Source organism: Kitasatospora sp. cg17-2 (genome assembly GCF_054031055.1).
Genome location: NZ_CM132923.1, coordinates 6,008,325 through 6,029,174, shown reverse-complemented (window position 1 = coordinate 6,029,174; position 20,850 = coordinate 6,008,325). Strand labels below are relative to the sequence as shown.

General features: G+C 73.8%; 17 protein-coding genes and 1 tRNA gene. 6 read left to right on the top strand and 12 right to left on the bottom strand.

Features of this window, described 5'->3' with window-relative positions; all coding sequences use genetic code 11:
* Positions 1–116: 116 nt before the first annotated feature.
* From def to ACW14Y_RS25430, 8 genes are all read right to left on the bottom strand, one after another.
* A complete protein-coding gene (gene def, locus ACW14Y_RS25465; protein WP_380304980.1) occupies positions 117–755 on the bottom strand; it encodes a peptide deformylase in 639 nt (212 codons plus the stop codon).
* Between the two features lie 42 nt (positions 756–797).
* Positions 798–1,787 carry a tetratricopeptide repeat protein gene (locus ACW14Y_RS25460; protein ID WP_266271391.1) on the bottom strand — a complete coding sequence of 330 codons (990 nt, stop codon included), beginning with the start codon at positions 1,785–1,787 and terminating at the stop codon, positions 798–800.
* A 333-nt stretch (positions 1,788–2,120) separates the two neighbouring features.
* On the bottom strand, positions 2,121–3,398 hold the full coding sequence (locus ACW14Y_RS25455; protein WP_340634687.1) for an HD-GYP domain-containing protein: 1,278 nt from the start codon (positions 3,396–3,398) through the stop codon (positions 2,121–2,123).
* An 80-nt stretch (positions 3,399–3,478) separates the two neighbouring features.
* Positions 3,479–4,996 carry an HD-GYP domain-containing protein gene (locus tag ACW14Y_RS25450; RefSeq protein ID WP_380436507.1) on the bottom strand — a complete coding sequence of 506 codons (1,518 nt, stop codon included), beginning with the start codon at positions 4,994–4,996 and terminating at the stop codon, positions 3,479–3,481.
* A gap of 305 nt (positions 4,997–5,301) precedes the next feature.
* Entirely contained in the window at positions 5,302–5,688 is a 387-nt protein-coding gene (gene rsrA, locus ACW14Y_RS25445) for a mycothiol system anti-sigma-R factor (RefSeq protein ID WP_456983609.1), read from the bottom strand.
* Positions 5,685–6,428, bottom strand: a complete 744-nt coding sequence (locus ACW14Y_RS25440; RefSeq protein WP_380305009.1) for a sigma-70 family RNA polymerase sigma factor — start codon at positions 6,426–6,428, stop codon at positions 5,685–5,687. The genes rsrA and ACW14Y_RS25440 overlap by 4 nt, the downstream gene beginning before the upstream one ends.
* 295 nt (positions 6,429–6,723) lie before the next feature.
* Entirely contained in the window at positions 6,724–7,380 is a 657-nt protein-coding gene (locus ACW14Y_RS25435) for an alpha/beta hydrolase family protein (protein WP_456983608.1), read from the bottom strand.
* A 91-nt stretch (positions 7,381–7,471) separates the two neighbouring features.
* Positions 7,472–8,230 carry an SOS response-associated peptidase gene (locus tag ACW14Y_RS25430; RefSeq protein ID WP_380304971.1) on the bottom strand — a complete coding sequence of 253 codons (759 nt, stop codon included), beginning with the start codon at positions 8,228–8,230 and terminating at the stop codon, positions 7,472–7,474.
* Positions 8,231–8,347: 117 nt separating this feature from the next.
* Between ACW14Y_RS25430 and ACW14Y_RS25425 the strand changes: the two genes are divergently transcribed.
* From ACW14Y_RS25425 to hisN, 5 genes are all read left to right on the top strand, one after another.
* Positions 8,348–9,064 carry a M50 family metallopeptidase gene (locus tag ACW14Y_RS25425; protein WP_380304968.1) on the top strand — a complete coding sequence of 239 codons (717 nt, stop codon included), beginning with the start codon at positions 8,348–8,350 and terminating at the stop codon, positions 9,062–9,064.
* Positions 9,065–9,185: 121 nt separating this feature from the next.
* Positions 9,186–10,517 (top strand): 3-phosphoshikimate 1-carboxyvinyltransferase, encoded by a 1,332-nt coding sequence (aroA, locus tag ACW14Y_RS25420; RefSeq protein WP_380304966.1) that lies wholly within the window; start codon positions 9,186–9,188, stop codon positions 10,515–10,517.
* Between the two features lie 15 nt (positions 10,518–10,532).
* Positions 10,533–11,588 (top strand): ribosome small subunit-dependent GTPase A, encoded by a 1,056-nt coding sequence (rsgA, locus tag ACW14Y_RS25415; RefSeq protein ID WP_380304964.1) that lies wholly within the window; start codon positions 10,533–10,535, stop codon positions 11,586–11,588.
* A gap of 163 nt (positions 11,589–11,751) precedes the next feature.
* On the top strand, positions 11,752–12,075 hold the full coding sequence (locus tag ACW14Y_RS25410; protein ID WP_380304962.1) for a DMT family transporter: 324 nt from the start codon (positions 11,752–11,754) through the stop codon (positions 12,073–12,075).
* A gap of 70 nt (positions 12,076–12,145) precedes the next feature.
* Entirely contained in the window at positions 12,146–12,943 is a 798-nt protein-coding gene (hisN, locus tag ACW14Y_RS25405) for a histidinol-phosphatase (RefSeq protein ID WP_380304960.1), read from the top strand.
* A gap of 231 nt (positions 12,944–13,174) precedes the next feature.
* Here the strand turns inward: hisN and ACW14Y_RS25400 are convergent, their stop codons facing one another.
* Positions 13,175–14,653 carry a catalase gene (locus tag ACW14Y_RS25400; RefSeq protein WP_375915297.1) on the bottom strand — a complete coding sequence of 493 codons (1,479 nt, stop codon included), beginning with the start codon at positions 14,651–14,653 and terminating at the stop codon, positions 13,175–13,177.
* Between the two features lie 104 nt (positions 14,654–14,757).
* Here ACW14Y_RS25400 and ACW14Y_RS25395 point away from each other — a divergent pair, with 104 nt between their 5' ends.
* Positions 14,758–15,177: a Fur family transcriptional regulator gene (locus ACW14Y_RS25395; protein ID WP_045939097.1), complete on the top strand. Its 420-nt coding sequence runs from the start codon at positions 14,758–14,760 to the stop codon at positions 15,175–15,177.
* 37 nt (positions 15,178–15,214) lie between these two features.
* On the opposite strand, the gene ACW14Y_RS25390 is transcribed toward ACW14Y_RS25395, so the two are convergent.
* The 3 genes from ACW14Y_RS25390 to ACW14Y_RS25380 all read right to left on the bottom strand — a co-directional run bounded on the left by ACW14Y_RS25390 (position 15,215) and on the right by ACW14Y_RS25380 (position 20,647).
* Positions 15,215–17,182, bottom strand: coding sequence for a tetratricopeptide repeat protein (locus ACW14Y_RS25390; protein WP_380303159.1), 1,968 nt, complete (start codon positions 17,180–17,182; stop codon positions 15,215–15,217).
* Between the two features lie 357 nt (positions 17,183–17,539).
* A tRNA-Met gene (locus ACW14Y_RS25385) sits at positions 17,540–17,613 on the bottom strand.
* A 67-nt stretch (positions 17,614–17,680) separates the two neighbouring features.
* Positions 17,681–20,647: a UPF0182 family membrane protein gene (locus tag ACW14Y_RS25380; protein WP_456983607.1), complete on the bottom strand. Its 2,967-nt coding sequence runs from the start codon at positions 20,645–20,647 to the stop codon at positions 17,681–17,683.
* Between the last annotated feature and the right edge of the window lie 203 nt (positions 20,648–20,850).

Genomic DNA, 20,850 nt, shown 5'->3' with positions numbered 1-20,850 from the left:
GGCCGCCCCGGGACACCGGGGTCCGGACGCACGAAGGGCCGGGGAGCTTCCGCTCCCCGGCCCTTCGCCGTTCCCGTACGGGCTTCAGTTGTTCGGGACGCCAGCTGTTCGGGACGTCAGTTGTTCGGGACGGTCGCGTAGCGCGGCGTGCCCTCGCCCATCTGCTTCAGCGCGTCCTTGCGGTCGCGCTTCGACAGCTTGTCGATGTAGAGGAAGCCGTACAGGTGGTCGGTCTCGTGCTGGAGGCAGCGGGCGAAGAAGCCGGTGCCCTCGACGCGGATCGGGTTGCCGTCCTTGTCCTGGCCGGTCACCGCGGCGTACTCGGGGCGCGGCAGCTCGGCATAGGCGGTCGGCACCGACAGGCAGCCCTCGTTGCCGTCGTCCAGGACCCGCTGGCGGTCCTTCGGGAACTCCTCCAGCACCGGGTTGATCATGTGCCCGATGTGGCGCACGCCCTCGTCGTCCGGGCAGTCGTAGACGAACACCTTGAGGTCGACGCCGATCTGGTTGGCGGCCAGGCCCACGCCCTCCGCCGCGTACATCGACTGGAACATGTCGTCGATCAGGTCGGACAGCTCGCCGTCGAACGCCGTCACGTCCTTCACCTCGCGGTGCAGCACGGGGTTGCCGAACACGGTGATCGGGCGCGCGGTGCCCTTGGTCAGGTCCGGCTCCGTTCCGACCACCTTCACCGGCGCCTCGGGCGCCGCCCCCTCCACGTCGTGCTCGTGCTCGTGGTCGTGCTGCTCGGCCATGTCTTCCGCTTCCATAGGACTACGCGTACCTCACCAGGGTACTCAGCAGACCTCTTCGAGATCCCGGTACGCCCGGGTCCCGGGGGCGGCCGCCGCCCAGCGGTCCAGCAGGGTCCGCACCAGGTGCGCGGGCGCGGCGATCCCGCACTCGCGTTCGGCCAGCCAGGACATCCCGCCCGCGCCGGTGCTCAGGTGGCTGAGGTGGCCCGGGTGCGCGGCGTCCCCGTCGTCGTGCGGGTCGTGGTGGGCGGTGTTCCCGTCGTCCGTGGCCATCCGACTCTCCGAACAGGCCCGGCACAGCAGCCGCACCGAGGACGTCCAGTCCTCGGCCGCGTAGCCGGCGTCCGCGACCAGCCGCTCCAGCGCGTCCCGGTCCGCCTCGGTCGCCGCCTGGAGCAGCACCACGTAGGTCGGCACCGGCGACGGCGCCCACAGCTCGATCTCGTCGAACACCGGGTACGCCACCCCGTCGGTGACCCGCTCGCCGTGCGGGGCGCCGTCGTGCAGCACCACCTCGCCCCAGCGTCTGCCGGAGGACGGCAGCGGGATCGACAGCACCTCGATCCGGGCCGGGTCCAGCCGCCGGCCCCACACCACCTCGGACTCGCCCTCCGGGGAGAGCCGCACCGGGGTGGTGCCCAGGTCCAGGCTGACCGGGCCGTCGCCGTGCGTGCCCTGGCCGCCCGGCAGCTTCAGCCCGTACGCCTGCCAGGCCCGGCGGGCCAGCGGCCAGTCCTGGAGCGCGGTCGCGGTGATGCCGAGGTTCCACCAGTCGGGGGCGCCCTGCTCGCGGTCCAGCAGCGCCACCGCCCGCAGCCCGGCGGCCCGGGCCTGCTCCCAGTCGCGGCGGAACTTGTGCAGCAGCGCCAGGTTGAACCACGAGTCCGACAGCCACGGTTCCAGGTCGGCCGCCATGACCAGCAGCGCGCCGGCGTCCTCGTAGCGTCCGTCGCCGATCAGCGTGAAGGCCCGATCGGTCGTCTGCCGCCAGGTGGCGGACGGCCGGTGCCGTGCCCGGTGGAAGATCCTCACGTTCGTCCCTGCCGTCGTCGTCCGCTCAAGTCGGTGTCCGCATCCGTGTCCGCTCCCGCGTCACGGGCCCGGCGCCCCGGGTCGGTGTTCCACGCTACGACCGCATCCAACCACGACGGCCGCCGCCCGCGCTCCCCACCGCCGAGGTTGCCCGTAACCCGCCCCCACCCCAGCCTGCCTGCCCCGCCCCGGCTCCTCAACCCCGGGCCGGACCGGTCCGGCCCGGGCTCCCGCCCGCTCCGGGTCCGCCCCGCGCACGCCGTGCCGCCGCCCGACGAGCGCCCGCGGACGCCCGCGAGCGCCCCCTGCGACGCCCCCGCGCCCGCCCCGGCCTCAGCCGCGGACCCGGACCAGGGCGTCCACCACCCTGGCGTCGTACAACCGCCCCCGCCCCAGCCGCAGCGCCTCCAGCACCTCCAGGCGCCCGACCGCCTCCCCCAGCCCGCGCCCCCGGGCCGCCGTCAGCAGGTCGTCGTGCGCGTTCGCCACCCGGATGATCCGCGCCGCCAGCGGCACCGCCCGCCCGCCGCCCTCCGGCCCGGGGTGCGGATCGGCCAGCCGGGCGACCTGTTCGGCCACCTGCCGGGGCACCCCGGTGCGCCGGATCACCTCACTGCCCAGCCGGGCGATCCGCTGCTGCTCCTCGTCCGGCAGCAGCGCCGTCGCCCCGCCCGGCACCGGCTCCACCAGCGACAGCTGACCCACGTCGTGCATCAGCGCCGCGTACTCCAGCAGGGCCAGCTCCCTGGTACCCAGGCCCAGCTCCCGGCCGACCGCGCAGGCCGTGTCGGCCACCCGGCGGGCGTGCCCCGGCGGCGTGTAGCCCGCCACCTCGGTGGCCTTGGCCAGACTGGCGATGGTCTGCCCGGTGGTGGCCCGTACCGCCGCCGCCCGCCGGAACGACACCTGCGCCAGCAGCAGCGGCGCGCAGAACAGCGGCAGCGCCCACAGACCCACCTCCCCGGCGGCCAGGCTGACCAGCATCCCGGTGGCCGCGATCGCCGAGCCGATCCCGAACAGCGAGCGCAGCTCGTCCTCCAGCCCGGCCGGGAACCGCAGCCCGCTGCGGGCCCGCCGCAGCACCGCCGCCAGCACCGCGTCGCACAACGCGGCCAGCGCGGCCACGGCGGTCAGGAACGCCCCGTACGCCGGGCCGTCGGCGGAGAACCGGTCCACCACCCCGCTGTTGTAGAGCGGCTGGAACACGGCGGCCGCGAACGCCGCCCCGAGCAGCCGCCGCGCCGCGCCGTCCCGGCGGGCCCGCTCCCGCCAGGGCGCCCGCACCCGCCGACGGACCCCGTGCCGCGGCCCCAGCGCCGGCGCCAGCGCCCCGGGCAACAGCGCCAGCAGCAGGCCCGCGCCGGTCACCGCCACCACCTGGAGCACGCCGTGCCCGGTCGGCAGCCCGCGCAGCGGACCGAGCAGCGCGTACGCCAGCGCCCCCGCCGCTCCGATCGGCGCCTGCTCGCGATCGCCCGGAAGGGTGATCCGGACGCACTCGCCGAGCGCGATCAGCGCCATGAACGCCAGTGCCACCCCGGGCGCGGACAGCCCCCGCACCGCGACCGCCCCGAGGGACGCGGCCAGCAGCGCGAGCGCCGCGCCGTGCACCGCGCACACCACCCCGGCGCACCCCTCGGGGTCACCACCGCGCCCGGCGCCCGCCGTCGGCCCCGCGCCCCGCCGCGCGCTCACGAGGGTCCGGCCGTCGGCACGGAGCCGCCGCCCTGGGCGGGCACCCCGCGCGGCGCGGCCCGGACCGGCTCGGGCACGCCCAGCGGGATGTCCGGCACCGCCCTGATCGTGTCGGGCGGCGGCAGCACCGGCTGCCAGTCGTGCACGGCCAGCGCGTCGACCAGCGCCCGCACCATCACCGGGTCGAACTGGCTGCCCGAGCAGCGCTCCAGCTCGGTGACCGCCTCGGTGACCGGCCGGCCGCGCCGGTAGGAGCGGGTGGAGGTCATCGAGTCGAAGGCGTCGGCGACCGAGATGATCCGGGCGAACTCGGGGATCTGCTCCCCCGCCAGCCCGCTCGGGTAGCCGCGCCCGTCCATCCGCTCGTGGTGGTGCAGGATCCCCGCGTGCGCCTCGCCGAGGAAGGCGATCCCGCGCACCAGCTCGTAGCCGTGCACCGGGTGCACCTCGACCGCCCGCCGCTCGGCCTCGGTGAGGGGACCGTTTCTGCGCAGCAGTTCGGTGGCGACGCCGAGCTTGCCGACGTCGTGCAGGACGCCCGCGTACCGCAGGGTGCGCAGCCGCTCGGCCTCCATGCCGAGCTGACCGGCGATCAGCACCGAGGCCCGGCCGACCCGTTCGCTGTGGCCCCGGGTGTAGGCGTCCTTGATCTCCACCGCCTGGACCAGCGCCTGGACGGTGGCCTGGTGGGCGTCGCGCTCCCGGTGGCCCTGGGCGAACACCCAGGCCGAGATGGACAGCGGCAGCAGGGCCAGCAGCGCCGCGAAGGCGCCGTACGGCCCCTGCCACAGCACCGCCACCATCAGCCCGCCGGCCGCGTGCACCAGCACCGGCAGGCCGGGCACGGCGGCCGTCCGGCGGTGCGCCGGCGATCGGTGCGCCTGCGGGCGGTGTCCGGAGGGTCGGTGCGCCGAGGATCGTCGGGGGCCGTCCGCCAGCAGCCGCATGACGCCCACCAGCACCCCGTTGACCAGGCAGAACGCGGCGAGCGCGGCACACCCGGGCAGCAGCGCGGCGGGGAACCGGGAACCGAGCAGCAGCTGCGGGCCGGCCAGCCGGTGGAACACCACCGACGCCGCGAAGGCCGACAGCGCGAGCTGCGCGCCGTTCCACACCTGACGGCGGCGGCAGGTCGGCTCGGCGGCGCCGAGCAGCGCGGCCGGGGCCGCGACCAGGGCGGCGGCGGCCGGCGGCAGCATCAGCACCCCGGCGAACAGCACCGGGAAGAAGGCGTTGACATCGGGCCGGGCCGGCGGGCGGCCGTGCGGCCGGGGGCGGCGCAGCAGCAGCCGGACCAGTCGCAGACAGGGGCTGGGCAGCCCCTGGGCGAGCGACTCCCAGCAGCCGTGCAGGAAGGCCAGCAGTCCGACCTTGGGCCAGTCCACCGGGGCGCCCAGCCAGTGCGGCCCGGCCAGCGGGGCGGGGAGCGGCAGCAGCGGCAGCAGGCAGCAGAGCGCCGCCACCGGCACCGCCACGAGGTAGCCCGCCGCGCCCCGCGGCAGGTCCGTGTCCACGCTGTCGGTAGCGATCTCGACCTCCCCGCGTCCTGGCCCGCGCCGTCCTGGCCCGTCGGCCGGTCGCACGCCGGAGGGGCGGCGGACGGGCAACGGTGAGCGTCCGTCAGGAGGATAGGGCGCCGTTCCGGCGTGGGGACGCATGATCGCGCAATGCCGCTGCTGGCACACCACCAACTCACTCGAACGAGTGACGGCGCATCCGGGTGGAAGGGGCGCGGACACGGAGCGGCCCCGGGAGCGGATGCTCCCGGGGCCGTCCCGATGTACGCCGTTCGCCGCGCGACGGGCGCGGGTCCGAGGATCTAGGTACCGGCCGCCGCCTGTGCGGCGCGGTCCGGATCGGCCACCGGCTGCTCCACCGGCCCGGCGGCCGCTTCGGCGTGCACCTCGATCGTCGTCTCGACCGAGACCACCAGCGCCTCTCCCGTCCGCTGCCCGGCCCGGATCGAGTCGATCCTGGCCAGCACCTTGCCGCGCAGATCGGCCGGGGTGTCGTCGCAGCCGCAGGAACGCTTGATCAGCGCCTTGATCGCCTGCTCCAGCCCGTACTGCTTCAGGCAGGGCGAGCACTCCTCGAAGTGCACGCGCAGCTTGTCGCAGTCGCCCTCGGCCATCTCGTTGTCGAGGAATTCGTAGAGGTGGTCGAGGACCTCGCCACACTCGGTGTCGTGCGGATCGCCGCAGCTCATGAACCCGAGCCCTTCGCTTCCTGCCCTGCCCCGCTACCGGCCGGGACCAGCCCGCGCTCACGGGCGTAGTCCTCCAGCATGCCGCGCAACTGACGGCGGCCGCGGTGCAGTCGGGACATCACCGTACCGATGGGAGTACCCATGATGTCCGCGATCTCCTTGTACGCAAAGCCCTCGACGTCCGCGAGATAGACGGCGATGCGGAACTCCTCCGGAATGGCCTGGAGGGCGTCCTTCACATCACTGTCCGGAAGGTGGTCCAGGGCCTGGGTCTCCGCCGAGCGCAGACCGGTCGACATGTGCGACTCGGCCCGGGCCAGCTGCCAGTCCTCGATCTCCTCGGCGGCGGTGCGCTGGGGCTCCCGCTGCTTCTTGCGGTACGAGTTGATGAACGTGTTGGTGAGGATGCGGTACAGCCAGGCCTTGAGGTTGGTGCCCTCGCGGAACTGGTGGAAGGACGCGTACGCCTTCGCGAACGCCTCCTGGAGGAGGTCCTCCGCATCGGCCGGGTTGCGGGTCATCCGCAGCGCCGCCGAGTACATCGGGTCCAGGTAGCCCAGGGCGTCGCGCTCGAAGCGCTCCCGCCGGGCCTCCTCGGTCTCCTCGGCCGACACCCGGAAGGTGTCCTCACCGATCGCCTCGGCCAGCTCCTCACCGGTGAGCGCCTCGCCCGTGGGCAGGCTCTCGTCCGGGCCCCGGCCCGGCTCGGCCTCGTGCTCGGTCCCGACGACCGGACCCACCTCCTCGGCATGACGGACACGGCCCACGGCGGGCCGCCCCGAAAGCGAGGATATCGGGCCGACGGGCTTCTCGCCCGCGGCGATCCAGTCCGACCAGGAGGGCACGAACGCCGACTCGGCCTCGTGCTGCTTAAGCCGCTCGGGGCACGCGATCGAACCCATCTGCCCTGCCTTCCACCGGGACTCATGCTGACAAGGGCGTCAACCACGCCGGCCCCGCGCGCATTCCCGGCCCCCACGCGCGGATCCGCGCCACCCGGGCGCCGGCTCCGCGCGCAGCACACGCCGACCCGCCTCACACCAGCCGCAGCACCCAGTCCCCCACCGCGGCGACGATCAGCTCCAGCAGCTCCTGCTGCCCCACCGGCGCCCGCTTCGGCACCTCGAAGCCGTGGTTGCCGTACTCCAGCGCCACCAGCCCGTGCGAGGCCGGCAGCTCCGGGAACTCGGCCGGGCCGCCGAACGGGTCCGCCGCCCCCTGCACCACCAGCGTCGGCAGCCCCGTGCCCAGCAGTTCCTCCGCCCGGCTGCGCTCCGGCTTCCCCGGCGGGTGCAGCGGGAACGCCAGCGCCACCACCCCCACCGCCCCGGTCGCCGCGCCGGTCCGGCAGGCCACCCGGGCGCCCGCGCTGCGGCCGCCCACCACCAGCGGCGGACCGGCCGCCGCCAGCCGCTCGGCCACCGGCGTCCACCCGGTGTCCAGGGTGCGCGGGGCGGGCGCCACCTTCTTCCCCGCCACCCGCCACGGCTGCTCCACCAGCGCCACCGACACCCGCCGGGCCGGCAGCGCGGCGGCCAGCGCCGCCAGGTCCCGCGCCTCGACCCCGCCGCCGGCGCCGTGGCCCAGTGCCAGCACCGCCCTCGGCGCGGCCGCCGGGTGCAGGGTGATCCGGGCGTCCCCGGCGGGCGTGGGCACGAGCTCCCGGGTGACGGGGGCGGTGTCGGCGGTCACGGCGACTGCGGTCCTCTCGGATCGGCGGCGGCGCGCAGCGGAACGGGGTGCGCGCGGGGTCGAAACAGGGCGGGGTCGGTACGGAGCGGGGTCAGAACAGGGTGGTCTCGTACTCGACCTCGACGTAGGGCTCGGTCAGCCCGGCGTGGTTGTTGCGGATGCTGCCGACGTCCGGCGACACCGGCGTCGCGCGCAGCGCACCCGGCGGCGGGGGTATCAGCAGCCGCCGCAGCTCCGGCGCCTCGCCGTCGTCGAGCCCCGGGTCCAGCCAGGCGTCGAACGACCCCGGGTCCAGGAACAGCGGCATCCGCTCGTGGATCGGCGCCAGCAGCTCCTCCGCCTCCGTCGTCACCACGGTGAACGTCACCAGCCAGCCCTCCGGGTGGTCCGAGGGCACCGTCCGGTTGCGCCAGAACTCGTACAGCCCGGCCAGCGCCAGCGGCGCGCCGTCCGCCCGGGACACGAAGAACGGCTTCTTCCTCGGCCGCCCCCGCTCCCCGGGCACCGTCTGCCACTCGTAGTAACCGTCCACCGGCAGGATGCACCGGCGGGCCGCGAACGCCTGCCGGTAGGAGGGCTTCTCGTGCACCGTGTCCGAACGCGCGTTGATCATCTTCACCGCCGACTCCGGCGACTTCGCCCACTGCGGCACCAGCCCCCAGCGCAGCGCCCGCAGCTGCCGCACCGGCCGCGCCGCCCCCTTCGGCAGCCGTTCCAGCACCACCAGGGCGCTCTGGGTGGGGGCGACGTTCCAGCTCGGGTCCAGCGTCTCGGCCGGATCCCACTGCTGCACGCCGAACAGCTCGACGATGTCCTCGGGCCTGTTACTCGCGGCGAAGCGACCACACATGCCGTCAGCTTGCCACGGTCCCGGCCGCCGCCCAGAACCACCCGCCCCGGGACCGCCGTCCCCTCCATGACAGGCTGCCGTACCGCAGGAGCGGCCGAACCGAGGCGGAGGAGACCCATGGACGCCAGGACCCTCGACGAGCTGTGGACCGCCGTCACCGGCACCCAGCCCGACCCGCCCGGCTGGCTCGTCCTCGCGGCCGGCGCCGCCGCGCTGCTCACCGTGCTCGCCCGCCCGCTGTGGCGGATCGCCCGCAACGCCGTCACCATCGCGCACGAGGGCGGCCACGGCCTCGCCGCGCTCGCCACCAGACGCAAGCTGGCCGGCATCCGGCTGCACTCCGACACCTCCGGCCTCACCCTGTCCTGGGGCCGCCCCACCGGTCCCGGCATGGTCCTCACCGCCGCGGCCGGCTACCTCACCCCCGCCCTGCTCGGCCTCGGCTGCGCCGCCCTGCTCGCCGCCGACCGGATCACCCTGCTGCTGTGGCTGGCCATCGCCCTGCTGCTGGCCCTGCTGGTGCGGATCCGCAACGCCTTCGGCTTCCTCAGCGTGCTGCTCACCGGCGGCGCGTTCTTCCTGGTCAGCTGGTTCGGCTCGACCGAGGTCCAGGCCGGCTTCGCCTACCTCGGCACCTGGTTCCTGCTGTTCGGCGCCGTCCGCCCGGTGCTCGAACTCCAGCGGCAGCGCCGGCACGGCCAGGCCGACGACTCCGACGCCGACCAGCTCGCCCGGCTCACCGGCGTCCCCGGCCTCGCCTGGGTCACGCTCTTCCTCGTCACCGCCCTCGCCTCCCTCGCCCTGGGCGCCGACTGGCTGCTGCGCCCGCTCTGAGCCCCGGGCCCGACCTCCGCGCGCCGACCCGCGCCGCCCGCCCCGGGTCCGCCCCGGTCCGCCCCGGTCCGCGCATCGGAGGCGAACGGGCGAGCCCCACCACGGCCCCTAGACTGGCGGCATGACCGAGACCCTGTGGCCCGCCCCCGTCGCGACCACCCCCGTGGACGCCACCGTCACCATCCCCGGCTCCAAGTCGGTCACCAACCGGGCCCTGGTGCTGGCCGCGCTCGCCGACGGACCGGGCTGGGTGCGCCGCCCGCTGCGCAGCCGCGACTCCCAGCTGATGGCCGACGGCCTGCGCGCCCTCGGCGTCACCATCGAGGAGCAGGTCAACAACGACACCGGCGGCACCGGCGGCGGCGAGGCCTGGCGGGTCATCCCCGCGCCCGCGCTGCGCGGCCCCGCCTCGGTCGACGTCGGCAACGCCGGCACGGTCATGCGCTTCCTCCCCCCGCTGGCCGTCCTCGCCGACGGCCCGGTCCACTTCGACGGCGACCCGCGCAGCCACGAGCGCCCCCAGCACGGCGTGATCGACGCCCTGCGCGCGCTCGGCGCCCGGATCGAGGACGGCGGCCGCGGCAGCTTCCCGCTCACCGTGCACGGCACCGGCGCCCTCGACGGCGGCACCGTCCAGCTCGACGCCTCCGCCTCCTCCCAGTTCGTCTCCGCCCTGCTGCTCTCCGGCGCCCGCTACAACAACGGCGTCGAGATCCGGCACGTCGGCGGTCCCGTCCCCTCGCTGCCGCACATCCGGATGACCGTCGACATGCTGCGCCTGGCCGGCGTCCAGGTCGACGCCCCCGAGGACGGCGGCGAGAAGGACGTCTGGCGGGTCACCCCCGGCGCCCTGCTCGGCCGCGACCTGGTGGTCGAGCCCGACCTCTCCAACGCCGCGCCGTTCTTCGCCGCCGCGCTGGTCACCGGCGGCCGGGTCACCGTCCGCGACTGGCCCCGGCACACCACCCAGCCCGGCGACCAGCTGCGCGAGCTGTACACCCGGATGGGCGGCAGCTGCGAGTTCACCGACGAGGGCCTGCGCTTCACCGGCGGCGACCGGATCCACGGCATCGAGGCCGACCTGCACGACGTCGGCGAGCTCACCCCGGTGATCGCCGCGGTCGCCGCCCTCGCCGACTCCGAGTCCCACCTCTACGGCATCGCCCACCTGCGGCTGCACGAGACCGACCGGCTCGCGGCGCTCGCCAAGGAGATCAACGGCCTCGGCGGCGACGTCAGCGAGACCGAGGACGGCCTGCGGATCCGCCCGCGCAAGCTGACCGGCGGCGTCTTCCACACCTACGAGGACCACCGGCTGGCGACCGCCGCCGCCGTGGTCGGCCTCGCCGTGCCCGGCGTCCAGGTGGAGAACGTGGCCACCACCGCCAAGACCCTTCCGGACTTCACCGCCATGTGGGACGAGCTGCTCACCGGACCGGTGGCGGGCGGCTGAGCGGGGACTGGGCACATGCGCCGCTACGGCAAGGACGCCGACGAGGACGACATCCGCAACCGCCCCGCCCGCCGGGGATCCCGGCCGCGGACCCGGATCCGGCCCAAGCACGAGGACGCCGACGAGGCGATGGTCCTCACCGTCGACCGGGGCCGGATCACCTGCCTGGTCGACCCGGGCACCAAGCAGGAGCGCCAGGTACTCGCCATGAAGGCCCGTGAGCTGGGCCGCAAGGGCGTGGTCGTCGGCGACATCGTCTCCCTCGTCGGCGACCTCTCCGGGGACGCCGACACCCTGGCCCGGATCGTCCGGGTCGAGGAGCGCACCTCGGTGCTGCGGCGCACGGCCGACGACGACGACCCGTACGAGCGGATCGTCGTCGCCAACGCCGACAAGCTCGCCATCGTCACCGCGCTGGCCGACCCGGAACCCCGGCCCCGGCTGATCGACCGCTGCCTGGTCGCCGCCTACGACGCCGGCATGGAGCCGCTGCTCGTCCTGACCAAGGCCGACCTGGCCCCGGCCGAACCGCTGCTGGAGTCCTACGCCCCGCTCGGCATCGACTACGTGGTCACCCGCAGGGACGAACTGGAGGGCGCCGGCGCCGAGGCCGTCCGGGCGCACCTGCGCGGGCTGAGCACGGTGTTCATCGGTCACTCCGGCGTCGGCAAGACCACCCTGGTCAACGCGCTCGTCCCGGAGCGGCAGCGGGTCACCGGCCACGTCAACGCCGTCACCGGCCGGGGCCGGCACACCACGGTGTCGGCGCTCGCGCTGCGGCTGCCGCCGCCGCCCGGGGCCAAGCCCGGTTCGAAGAAGGCGCTGGACACCGGCTGGGTGATCGACACCCCCGGCTTCCGCTCCTTCGGCCTCTCCCACATCGACCCGTCCCGGGTCATCCTGGCCTTCCCCGACCTGGAGCCCGGCACCGTCGAGTGCCCGCGCGCGTGCAGCCACGACGAGCCGGACTGCGCGCTGGACGCCTGGGTCGCCGACGGCCACGCCGACCAGGCCCGGCTGTACTCGCTGCGCCGGCTGCTCGCCAGCAAGGAGGCCCGGGAGGGCGACTGACGGCCGGTGCGGCGGACCGGTTCCGGTGTTCGAGGTGTCGGAGTGCCCGCTCGTGGTGATCATAGGAAAGTCGGGCCGGATCGCGGTCCACCCGGCACCCGGTCCCGCCGACCGGTCCCGACCGATCTCCGACCGGTCCCCCGAGCGACAGGGAGAGCACGCGATGGCATGGGCCCTGGTGATCCTGGCCGGACTGCTGGAGACCGGCTTCGCGATCAACCTCAAGCTCAGCGACGGCTTCACCAAGCTCTGGCCCACCGTCAGCTTCTGCGTCTTCGCCCTCGGCAGCTTCGGCCTGCTGACGATCTCGCTGAAGACGCTCCCGGTCGGCCCCGCCTACGCGGTGTGGACGGGGATCGGGGCGGCGGGCACCGCGATCTACGGCATGCTCTTCCTGGACGAGACCAGCTCGGTGCTCAAACTGGTCTCGATCTCCCTGGTCATCGCCGGGGTGATCGGCCTCCAGCTCAGCGGCTCCGCCCACTGACGGACACCGACGGACATCCGTCGGGGCCTGAGCCCCGGTCCGGGGGCGGGTCCGCGCTAGGGTTTCCGCCATGGCCGACTACCACGACGATCTCCGACTCGCCCATGTCCTCGCCGACTCGGCCGACTCGGTCACCCTGGAGCGTTTCAAGGCACTCGACCTGCGGGTCGAGACCAAGCCCGACCTGACGCCCGTCAGCGACGCCGACAAGGCCGCCGAGGAGCTGGTGCGCAGCGTCCTGCAGCGGGCCCGCCCGCGCGACGCGGTGCTCGGCGAGGAGTTCGGCCTGCAGGGCACGGGCCCGCGCCGGTGGGTGATCGACCCGATCGACGGCACCAAGAACTACATCCGCGGCGTCCCGGTCTGGGCCACCCTGATCGCGCTGCTGGAGGACGGCCCGGACGGTGTGGAGCGCCCCGTCGTCGGCATCGTCTCCGCCCCCGCGCTGAACCGCCGCTGGTGGGCCGCCAAGGGCCTCGGCGCGTACGCGGGCCGCAGCCTCGCCAAGGCCTCCCGGATCCACGTCTCCGGCGTCTCCCGGATCGAGGACGCCTCGTTCTCCTACTCCTCGCTGTCCGGCTGGGAGGAGCGCGGCCGGCTGGAGCCGTTCCTGGACCTCACCCGGGCCTGCTGGCGCACCCGCGCCTACGGGGACTTCTGGTCGTACATGATGGTCGCCGAGGGCGCGGTGGACATCGCCGCCGAGCCGGAGCTGTCGCTCTGGGACATGGCCGCGAACAGCGTCATCGTCGAGGAGGCCGGCGGCCGCTTCACCGGCCTGGACGGCGTCCCGGGCCCGGGCGGCGCCGACGCGGTCGCCTCCAACGGCCTGCTCCACCAGGAGGCCCTGGACCGCCTGAGCGTCTGACCGCCCGAGCAACCCCGCCCCGAGCCGAAGGGGCGCGCCGGTGCCGAAAGGGAGAAGCGAGGAGGCCCCTGAGGAACGAAGGGGCATCGGAGCGCCGACCGTCGGCACCGGACAAGAGCGCCCCGGAGGCGAGCGGGCGAGCAACCGCGCGGGCCCCGGGTGCCGGTTCTCCTCGGCACCCGGGGCCCGCCGCTCGACGGAGCCCCTCACCGGGCCCCGCCGCGCGGTGCGTCAGCCCTGCTTGCGCAGTTCCCGCACCGCGGTCTCGAGACGCCGGCCGTAGTCGGCGTCGGCCTTGCGGAAGTTCTCGACGGCCCGCTCGACGATGTCGTCGCGGTCGGCCGAGACCTTGGCGATGAAGCCGGCCAGGTTGGCCACCAGCCGCTGCTTCTCCTCCTCGGAGAACAGCCGGTAGAGGTTGCCCGCCTGCACGAAGTCGTCGTCCTCGGCGTGCGAGGGCGCCTCGTGGTTGCCGGTGGCCCCGGTGACCGGGGTCGGCGCCCACAGCGGGCGGCCGGTCTCGACCGGGCCGCCGAAGCTGTTCGGCTCGTAGTTCTTGCGGCGGCCGTGGCGGCCGTCGTAGAGGTGGCCGTCCCGGCTGTTGGTGAGCGCCTCGGTGGCGTGCGGGCGGTTCACCGGCAGGTGGTCGGCGTTGATGCCGACGCGGTAGCGGTGGGCGTCCGCGTAGGCGAACAGCCGGCCCTGCAGCATCTTGTCCGGGGACGGGCCGATGCCGGGCACGAAGTGACCCGGGGAGAAGATCGACTGCTCGACCTCGGCGAAGACGTTGTCGGGGTTGCGGTTGAGCTCCAGCTTGCCGATCTCGATCGGCGGGTAGTCCTCGTGCGGCCAGACCTTGGTCAGGTCGAACGGGTTGAAGCGGTAGTTCGCCGCGTCCTCGGCCGGCATGATCTGGACCTGCACCGTCCAGGTCGGGAACTCGCCGCGCTCGATGGCCTCGCGCAGGTCGCGCTGGTGGCTGTCCGGGTCCTCGCCGGCGAGCCGGTTGGCCTCGTCCGCGGTGAGGTTCTTGATGCCCTGGTCGGTCTTGAAGTGGTACTTCACCCAGAAGTACTCGCCGGCCTCGTTCTGCCACTGGTAGGTGTGCGAGCCGTAGCCGTTCAGGTGGCGGTAGGAGGCGGGGATGCCCCGGTCGCCGAACAGCCAGGTCACCTGGTGGGTGGACTCGGGCGACAGGCCCCAGAAGTCCCAGACGTTGTCCGCCTCCTGCGAGCCGGTGTACGGGTCCCGCTTCTGGGTGTGGATGAAGTCCGGGAACTTGATGGCGTCCTTGATGAAGAACACCGGGGTGTTGTTGCCGACGAGGTCGTAGTTCCCCTCCTCGGTGTAGAACTTCAGCGCGAAACCGCGCGGGTCGCGCACCGCGTCCGCCGAGCCGAGGTTGCCCGCGACGGTGGAGAACCGCAGGAAGGTCTCGGTCTGCTTGCCGACCTCGGAGAGGAAGGCCGCCCGGGTCCAGCGCGAGACGTCGGCCGTCAGCGTGAAGGTGCCGTAGGCGGCGGCGCCGCGGGCGTGCACCACGCGCTCCGGGATGCGCTCGCGGTTGAAGTGCGCGAGCTTCTCGAACAGCAGCTGGTCCTGGATCAGCGCCGGACCGCCGACACCGGCGGTCTCGGTGTTCTGGTTGTCGGCGACGGGGGCACCCGCCTCCGTCGTGAGGGTGGGGCGCAGCTCGTCCTGGGTAGTCATGTGAGGGGCCTCCGCGTGATCCGGTCGTGACGAACCGATCCTAACTTGGACTTTGTCCAAGTCAACACTGGAACCAAACTCGGAGTCTCACTTACCCTTGGTCCATGAGTGACCTGCTGGAACGACTTCGTGGACGTGGATGGCGGCTGACCGCGCAGCGCCGGGTCGTGGCCGAGGTGCTCGACGGCGAGCATGTGCACCTGACCGCCGACGAGGTGCACGCGCGCGCGGTGGAACGGCTGCCCGAGATCAGCCGCGCCACCGTCTACAACACGCTCGGCGAACTCGTGTGCATCGGCGAGGTGCTGGAGGTCGCCACCGACGGCCGCGCCAAGCGCTACGACCCCAACGCGCACCACGCGCACCAGCACCTGATCTGCTCCGGCTGCGGCGCCATCCGCGACGTCCACCCGCTGGGGGACCCGCTGGCCGCGCTGCCCGAGGCCGAGCGGTTCGGCTTCACCGTCTCCGGCGCCGAGATCACCTACCGCGGCCTCTGTCCGCAGTGTACGAACAGACCCTGAACGGAGCCGTCGCACCGGAACCGCTCAGCGCCGAGCGCTACGCGCTGAGCTCCGCGTGCAGCGCGCCCAGCAGCCGGCCCGCCCGCTCGGCGACCTCCGCCGGACCGTAGTCCGCGGCCCGCCGGCACCAGCCCTCCGCCTGCACCGGCTCCCCCCGGCGCAGCGCCAGCAGGGCCAGCCGCAGCGCCGCCCGCCCGTGCCCGGCGTCCGCCGCCCGGGTGTACCAGAGCATCGCCTCGGCCTCGCTGTCCTGCCGCGCCAGCAGCAGGCCCAGGTTGAACGCCGCACTGCGGCTGCCCGCCTCGGCCGCCCGCCGGTACCAGCTCTCCGCGATCTCCAGCGCCCCCCGCTCGGCCGCCCGCACCCCCATCCGGACCTGCGCCCGCCGGTGCCCCGCGTCCGCCGCCGACGCGTACCAGTGCTCGGCCTCCGCGTCCGCGTCCCCGCGCCGGTCCAGCACCGAGGCCAGCCGGAACGCGCCCTCCGCCGAACCGCCCGCCGCCGCCTGCCGGTAGCGCTCCAGCGCGCCCGCCGCGTTGCCCCGCTGCTCCTGCACGACCGCCAGTTGCAGCGCCGCCTCGCCGTGCCCCTCCGCGGCGGCCCGCGCGTACCACTCCTGCGCCTGCCGCTGCTCGCCGCGCCCGGCGTGCAGCACGCCCAGGTTGAACGCGCCGTCCACGCTGCCGGCCTCGGCCGCCCTGGAGAACCACGGCTCCGCGCCCGACTCGTCGCCGCGCTGCAGCAGCACCACGGCCAGCGCGTTGCAGGCCTCCCGGTGCCCGGCGTACGCAGCCCGGCGGTACCACTGCTCGGCCTGCTGGTCGCGGCCCGCCCCGGCGCACAGCAGCCCCAGGTTGAACGCGCCGTTGTGGTCGCCGGCCTCCAGCGCGCTGCGGTACCAGCGCTCCGCCTCGGCGGCCGCGCCGCGCGAGGCGTGCAGCGCTCCCAGCGCGTTCGCGGCGTTGCCGTCGCCCGCCTCGGCGGCCTCCTGCCACCACTCGGCGGCCGCGCCGAGGTCCCCGGAGTCGCGCAGCAGGTAGCCCAGCGCGCACGCGGCCCGCGGCTCGCCGTTCTGCGCCGACTGCCGGTACCAGCGGGCCGCCTCGTCCAGCAGCGGCGCCTCCCCGCCGGAGCGGTCCTCCAGCAGCACGCCCAGCCGCAGCGCCGCCCGGGCGTGGCTGCGGGCGGCGGCGATCCGGTACCAGGCCTCGGCGGTCTCCTTGTCCCCCGCCGCCTCGCGCATCCGGGCCAGCCGGTAGGCGCCCTCCCGGTGCCCGGCGTCCGCGGACACCTTGAACCAGCGCTCGGCGCGGACGTCCCGGCGGTGCTCCATGAGGTCGCCCAGCGCGTAGGCGCCCAGCGGGTGGCCGTGGTCGGCGGCGAAGTGCAGCCAGTACTCGGCCGCCTCCTCCTCGCCCTGGTCGCGCAGCTGCAGGCCGAGCGCGTGCGCGGCCGGCGCGCTGCCGGCCACCGCCGCCTGGCGCCACCACTGGGCGGCCTCGGCCCGGTGGCCCCGCTGGTGCAGCAGCACGCCGAGGTTGTTGGCGGCCGCGCGCAGGCCCGCCGCGGCGGCGGCGCGCAGATAGGGTTCGGCGTCCGCCAGGTCCCCGCGGCGCAGCAGCAGGGTGCCGAGCCGGGCGGCCGCGTCCGGGTCGCCGTCGTCGGCGGCGCGCCGGTGCCGGGCCTCCAGGGCGGCCTGCTCGCGGGCGGCGAGCGCGGTCTCGAAGCTCGCCGAGTCGAAGCCGGGGTCGCCCTCGACGTCCGGGCCGGACTGGCCGTCGGACGCGCCGCGGGCGCCGAGCGCGGCGGCGAGGCCGCCGGCCGGGACGTGCACCAGGGAGTCCGGGCCGTAGCCGCCCGCGGGCCGACGCTCGGCCAGGCCGCTGGTGCGCTGCGCGGGGAGGGCGCCGGGCCGCCGTTCGGGGCTCTCCGCCCAGGTCTCGGTGTCCGCCTCGGTGGTCGCCGCCGGCCCTGCTCCCGTCCCGTTCCTGCCGATCAGCCTCATGCCGACTCCCGCTCCCCCAGAGTGTCGCGGCGTCGTCCTCCGGCCCTGGGCCGGGGGCACTTGACGGGGGCCGCATCGACCCGACGGCCGCTCAGCGGCCGTGCAACGTCCCCCATGTGTCCCATCGTCGCATCACCCGCAACCCGCGTACACCTGCCCCGGCCGAATTCGGCGAGGCGGACCTGAGCCGACGAGATTGCTTCGGCGCTTTGTCGATTTCCCGACACTCGCCCCTCACAAACCCCGTTGCCGTCGTCCTTGGCGACGCTCGATGGTACCGGAGCGTTCCCGGCGACCCGTGCGGACGAACGACGAAGGCCCGGAGGACGAGTCCTCCGGGCCTTCGTTGCTACTGAGTAGCGGGGACAGGATTTGAACCTGCGACCTCTGGGTTATGAGCCCAGCGAGCTACCGAGCTGCTCCACCCCGCGTCGGTAGTTGAACTGTAGCACGGGCGCGGGGTGGGGCCGAAATCGGTCAGCGCGGGATCGGCGCAGCTCAGGGGCTGCCGCTCGGCGCCGGCGTCGGCGCCCCGGTCGCGGGCGGTGTGGCGGACACCGTCGGCGTGGGCGTCGCCGGGATGCCCGCCTTCTGCTGGGCCGCCGCCAGCTCCTTGGCGGCCTCGCTCTGCGCCTTCTGCGCCTGGCCCAGCGCCACCCAGTCACCGGCCTTGGCCGCGGCGTCCGCGTCGGTCTGCGCCTTCAGCACGTCCCCGATCGCCTTCTGCAGCTCCGGCGTGAGGGTGACCCCCGGCGTCGGCGTGGACGGGTTGTTGGGCGTCGTCGGAGTCCCCGGTGCGGTGGGTGCGGTCGGCGTGGTCGCCGGCGCCGCGCCCGCGAACACCTTCCGGAGCGCCTCCTCCAGCGTGTTCTCGAACGCCACGTTGTCGTTGCCGTAGACCGCCAGCACCTTCTGCAACGTCGGGTACTTGGCGCCCCGACCGCGGACGTACACGGGCTCCACGTTCAGCAGTCCGCCGCCGACCGGCAGCGTCAGCAGGTTGCCGTACTCCAGTTCCGAGTCGCCGCCGCTCTTCAGCAGGGTGATCTGCTGCGCGACCTCCTGCCGCGAGTTGAACTGCGACTGCACCAGGTTGGGGCCGAGGGTCTTGGAGTCCCCCGGCACCTTGAGGATCCGGAGCTTGCCGTAGTCCGGCCCCGGGTCGGCGCTGACGGCCATGAAGGCCGCCAGGTTGTCCCGGCCGCGCGGCACGAAGGTGGTGGTCAGCGAGAAGCTCGCCGACGTGACCGCCGGGTCCGGCATCCGCACCGTCAGGTAGTACGGCGGCTGGAACTGCTTGGTGTCACTGGTCGGGTCCACCGGGACCTGCCAGATGTCGCTGCCGTTGAAGAACGAGTCGGCGTCCGTCACGTGGTACTGGCCCAGCAGGTCGCGCTGCACCTTGAACATGTCCTGCGGGTACCGCAGGTGCGACAGCAGCGTGCCCGGGATCTCCGTCTTGGCCTTCACGGTGTCCGGGAACGCCTTCATCCAGGTCTTCAGCACCGGGTCGTTCTCGTCCCACTGGTACAGCGTCACCTCGCCGGTGTACGCGTCCACGGTGGCCTTGACCGAGTTGCGGATGTAGTTGACCTGGTTGGCGACGGTCAGCAGCTCACCGCGCTGGTTGGTCAGCGAGTCCTTGGTGGCCGTGCCCAGCGTCGTCTTCGACGAGAAGGGGTAGCCGTCCGAGGTGGTGTAGCCGTCCAGCACCCAGACCACCCGGCCGTTCTCCACCACGGGGTACGGGTCGGCGTCGATCGACAGCCACGGCGCGACCTTCTCCACCCGCTCCTTGGGCGTCCGGTCGTAGATCACCTTGGCGCCGTCGGTGATCGCCCCCGCGTAGAGGATCTGCGGCTCGGCGAACTTGACCGCGTACGCGGCCCGGGTCAGCGGGTTGTCCAGCGAGACGCCGCTGCCGCCGGTGTACTTGTACTGCTTGTTCTCACCGGAGTCGGTGGTGTAGTCGATCTCCTGGTTGGAGCCGCCCACGATCGAGTAGGTGGAGGTCTTCTCGCCGTAGTAGATCCGCTGCTGGTAGTCGCCCAGCGAACCCGTCGCCGGCAGGCCGGACTCGGTGAAGACCGGCTGGCCCTTGTCGTTGACCTGGTTGCCCTTGGCCACGACCGCGCCGTAGCCGTGGGTGTACTTGAAGTGGTCGTTGATCCAGTTCCGCTGCACACCGTTGAGGTCCAGCTCGCGCAGGCCGATCACGGTGTCCTGGGCGCTCTCGCCCTTGCCGTACCGGTCCACGTCCAGGGTCTGCGGGAACGCGTAGTACGACCGCTGCTGCTCGATCGACTGGAAGGTCGGCGAGACGACGTTCGGGTCGATCAGCCGGATGTCCGCGATGGTCTGCGCGTCCGGCTTCAGCGCCTCGGCGTCGGTCGAACCCTTCGGGGTGTACGGGGTCGTCTGGCTGTCCGCGATCCCGTACGCCCGGCGCGTCGCGTCGATGTTCTTCTGGATGTAGGGCGTCTCCTTGGCCTGCTCGTTCGGCTTGACCTGGAACTGCTGCACGATCGCCGGGTACACCCCGCCGATCAGCACCGCCGACAGCACCATCAGGCCCAGCCCGATCAGGGCCGGCGCCCAGGTGCGCCGCACCGGGGTCAGGAAGAACAGCACCGCGCAGATGATCGCGACGAAGAACAGGATCGTCTTCGCCGGGAGGAACGCGTTCGCGTCCACGTACCGCAGGCCGGTCCAGCCGGAGACCTCACGGTAGGCGCCGGTCTTCACCGCCAGCGCGTACCGGTCCAGCCAGTACGCCACCGCCTTCAGCAGCACGAACACGCCCAGCAGCACCGCCAGGTGCCCCTGCGCGCCCGTGCTCGCCCGCCGGCCGGGGCCCTGCAGCCGCAGCCCCCCGTAGAGGTAGTGCACCAGCGCCGAGGTCAGCAGCGAGACGATCACCGCGCTGAACGCGAAGCCCAGCAGGAACTCGTAGAACGGAAGGTCGAAGGCGTAGAACGAGACGTCCTTGCCGAACTGCGCGTCCTTCTCGCCGAAGGAGGTCCCGTTCGTCCACAGCAGCCAGGTCCGCCACTGGCCCGAGGCCGCGGCACCCGCCACCAGCCCGATCACCAGCGACACCCCGAGCAGCGCCCAGCGCTTGAACGGCGCCAGCCCCGAGCGGTAGCGGTCCAGGCTCTGCTGCTCGACCGACATCGCCGACAGCGGCGGCCGCAGCCGGTGCGCCAGCCACACGTTGAAGCCGACGATCACCGCCATCAGCAGGCCGAACACCGCGAACAGGCCGATCTTCGTCCACAACTGGGTGGTGAACACCGAGGAGTAGTGGACCGACCTGAACCAGAGCCAGTCCGTCCAGAACCCCGCGAACATGACGAACAGCAGGAAGAGCACCGCGAGTACGCCCAGGGTCAACAGGAGCACCCGCGCCCGCCGGGAGGGCGGGCCTACCCTGCGCCGGAACCCCGGCCCTGAACGTTCCGGCATCTGGAACACCACGGTGGCACCTCAGTTGTGTCGTCTTGAGTCGGTCGGTCTTCAGTGCAACTTAACCAGTCTTTGGTCGAGTTCCCACCGTTAGCAGACGGTTACGACAAGCCCGCCCGGCACCGGCCCTCCCAGGGGCCCCCTCCCCGGCCCCGGCACCCCGGCCCGGCGCCGCGCCGCGCCGCGCGCACCGTCCGCCGTGT

Bases quoted from the DNA above. Each gene is read 5' to 3' on its own strand.
- rsrA (WP_456983609.1), bottom strand. From the start codon at position 5,688: ATGAGCTGCGGCGATCCGCACGACACCGAGTGTGGCGAGGTCCTCGAC.
- ACW14Y_RS25395 (WP_045939097.1), top strand. From the start codon at position 14,758: ATGAGTGACCTGCTGGAACGACTTCGTGGACGTGGATGGCGGCTGACC.
- ACW14Y_RS25425 (WP_380304968.1), top strand. From the start codon at position 8,348: ATGGACGCCAGGACCCTCGACGAGCTGTGGACCGCCGTCACCGGCACC.
- rsgA (WP_380304964.1), top strand. From the start codon at position 10,533: ATGCGCCGCTACGGCAAGGACGCCGACGAGGACGACATCCGCAACCGC.
- ACW14Y_RS25410 (WP_380304962.1), top strand. From the start codon at position 11,752: ATGGCATGGGCCCTGGTGATCCTGGCCGGACTGCTGGAGACCGGCTTC.
- hisN (WP_380304960.1), top strand. From the start codon at position 12,146: ATGGCCGACTACCACGACGATCTCCGACTCGCCCATGTCCTCGCCGAC.
- aroA (WP_380304966.1), top strand. From the start codon at position 9,186: ATGACCGAGACCCTGTGGCCCGCCCCCGTCGCGACCACCCCCGTGGAC.
- ACW14Y_RS25400 (WP_375915297.1), bottom strand. From the start codon at position 14,653: ATGACTACCCAGGACGAGCTGCGCCCCACCCTCACGACGGAGGCGGGT.
- ACW14Y_RS25380 (WP_456983607.1), bottom strand. From the start codon at position 20,647: ATGCCGGAACGTTCAGGGCCGGGGTTCCGGCGCAGGGTAGGCCCGCCC.
- def (WP_380304980.1), bottom strand. From the start codon at position 755: ATGGCCGAGCAGCACGACCACGAGCACGAGCACGACGTGGAGGGGGCG.
- ACW14Y_RS25390 (WP_380303159.1), bottom strand. From the start codon at position 17,182: ATGAGGCTGATCGGCAGGAACGGGACGGGAGCAGGGCCGGCGGCGACC.
- ACW14Y_RS25430 (WP_380304971.1), bottom strand. From the start codon at position 8,230: ATGTGTGGTCGCTTCGCCGCGAGTAACAGGCCCGAGGACATCGTCGAG.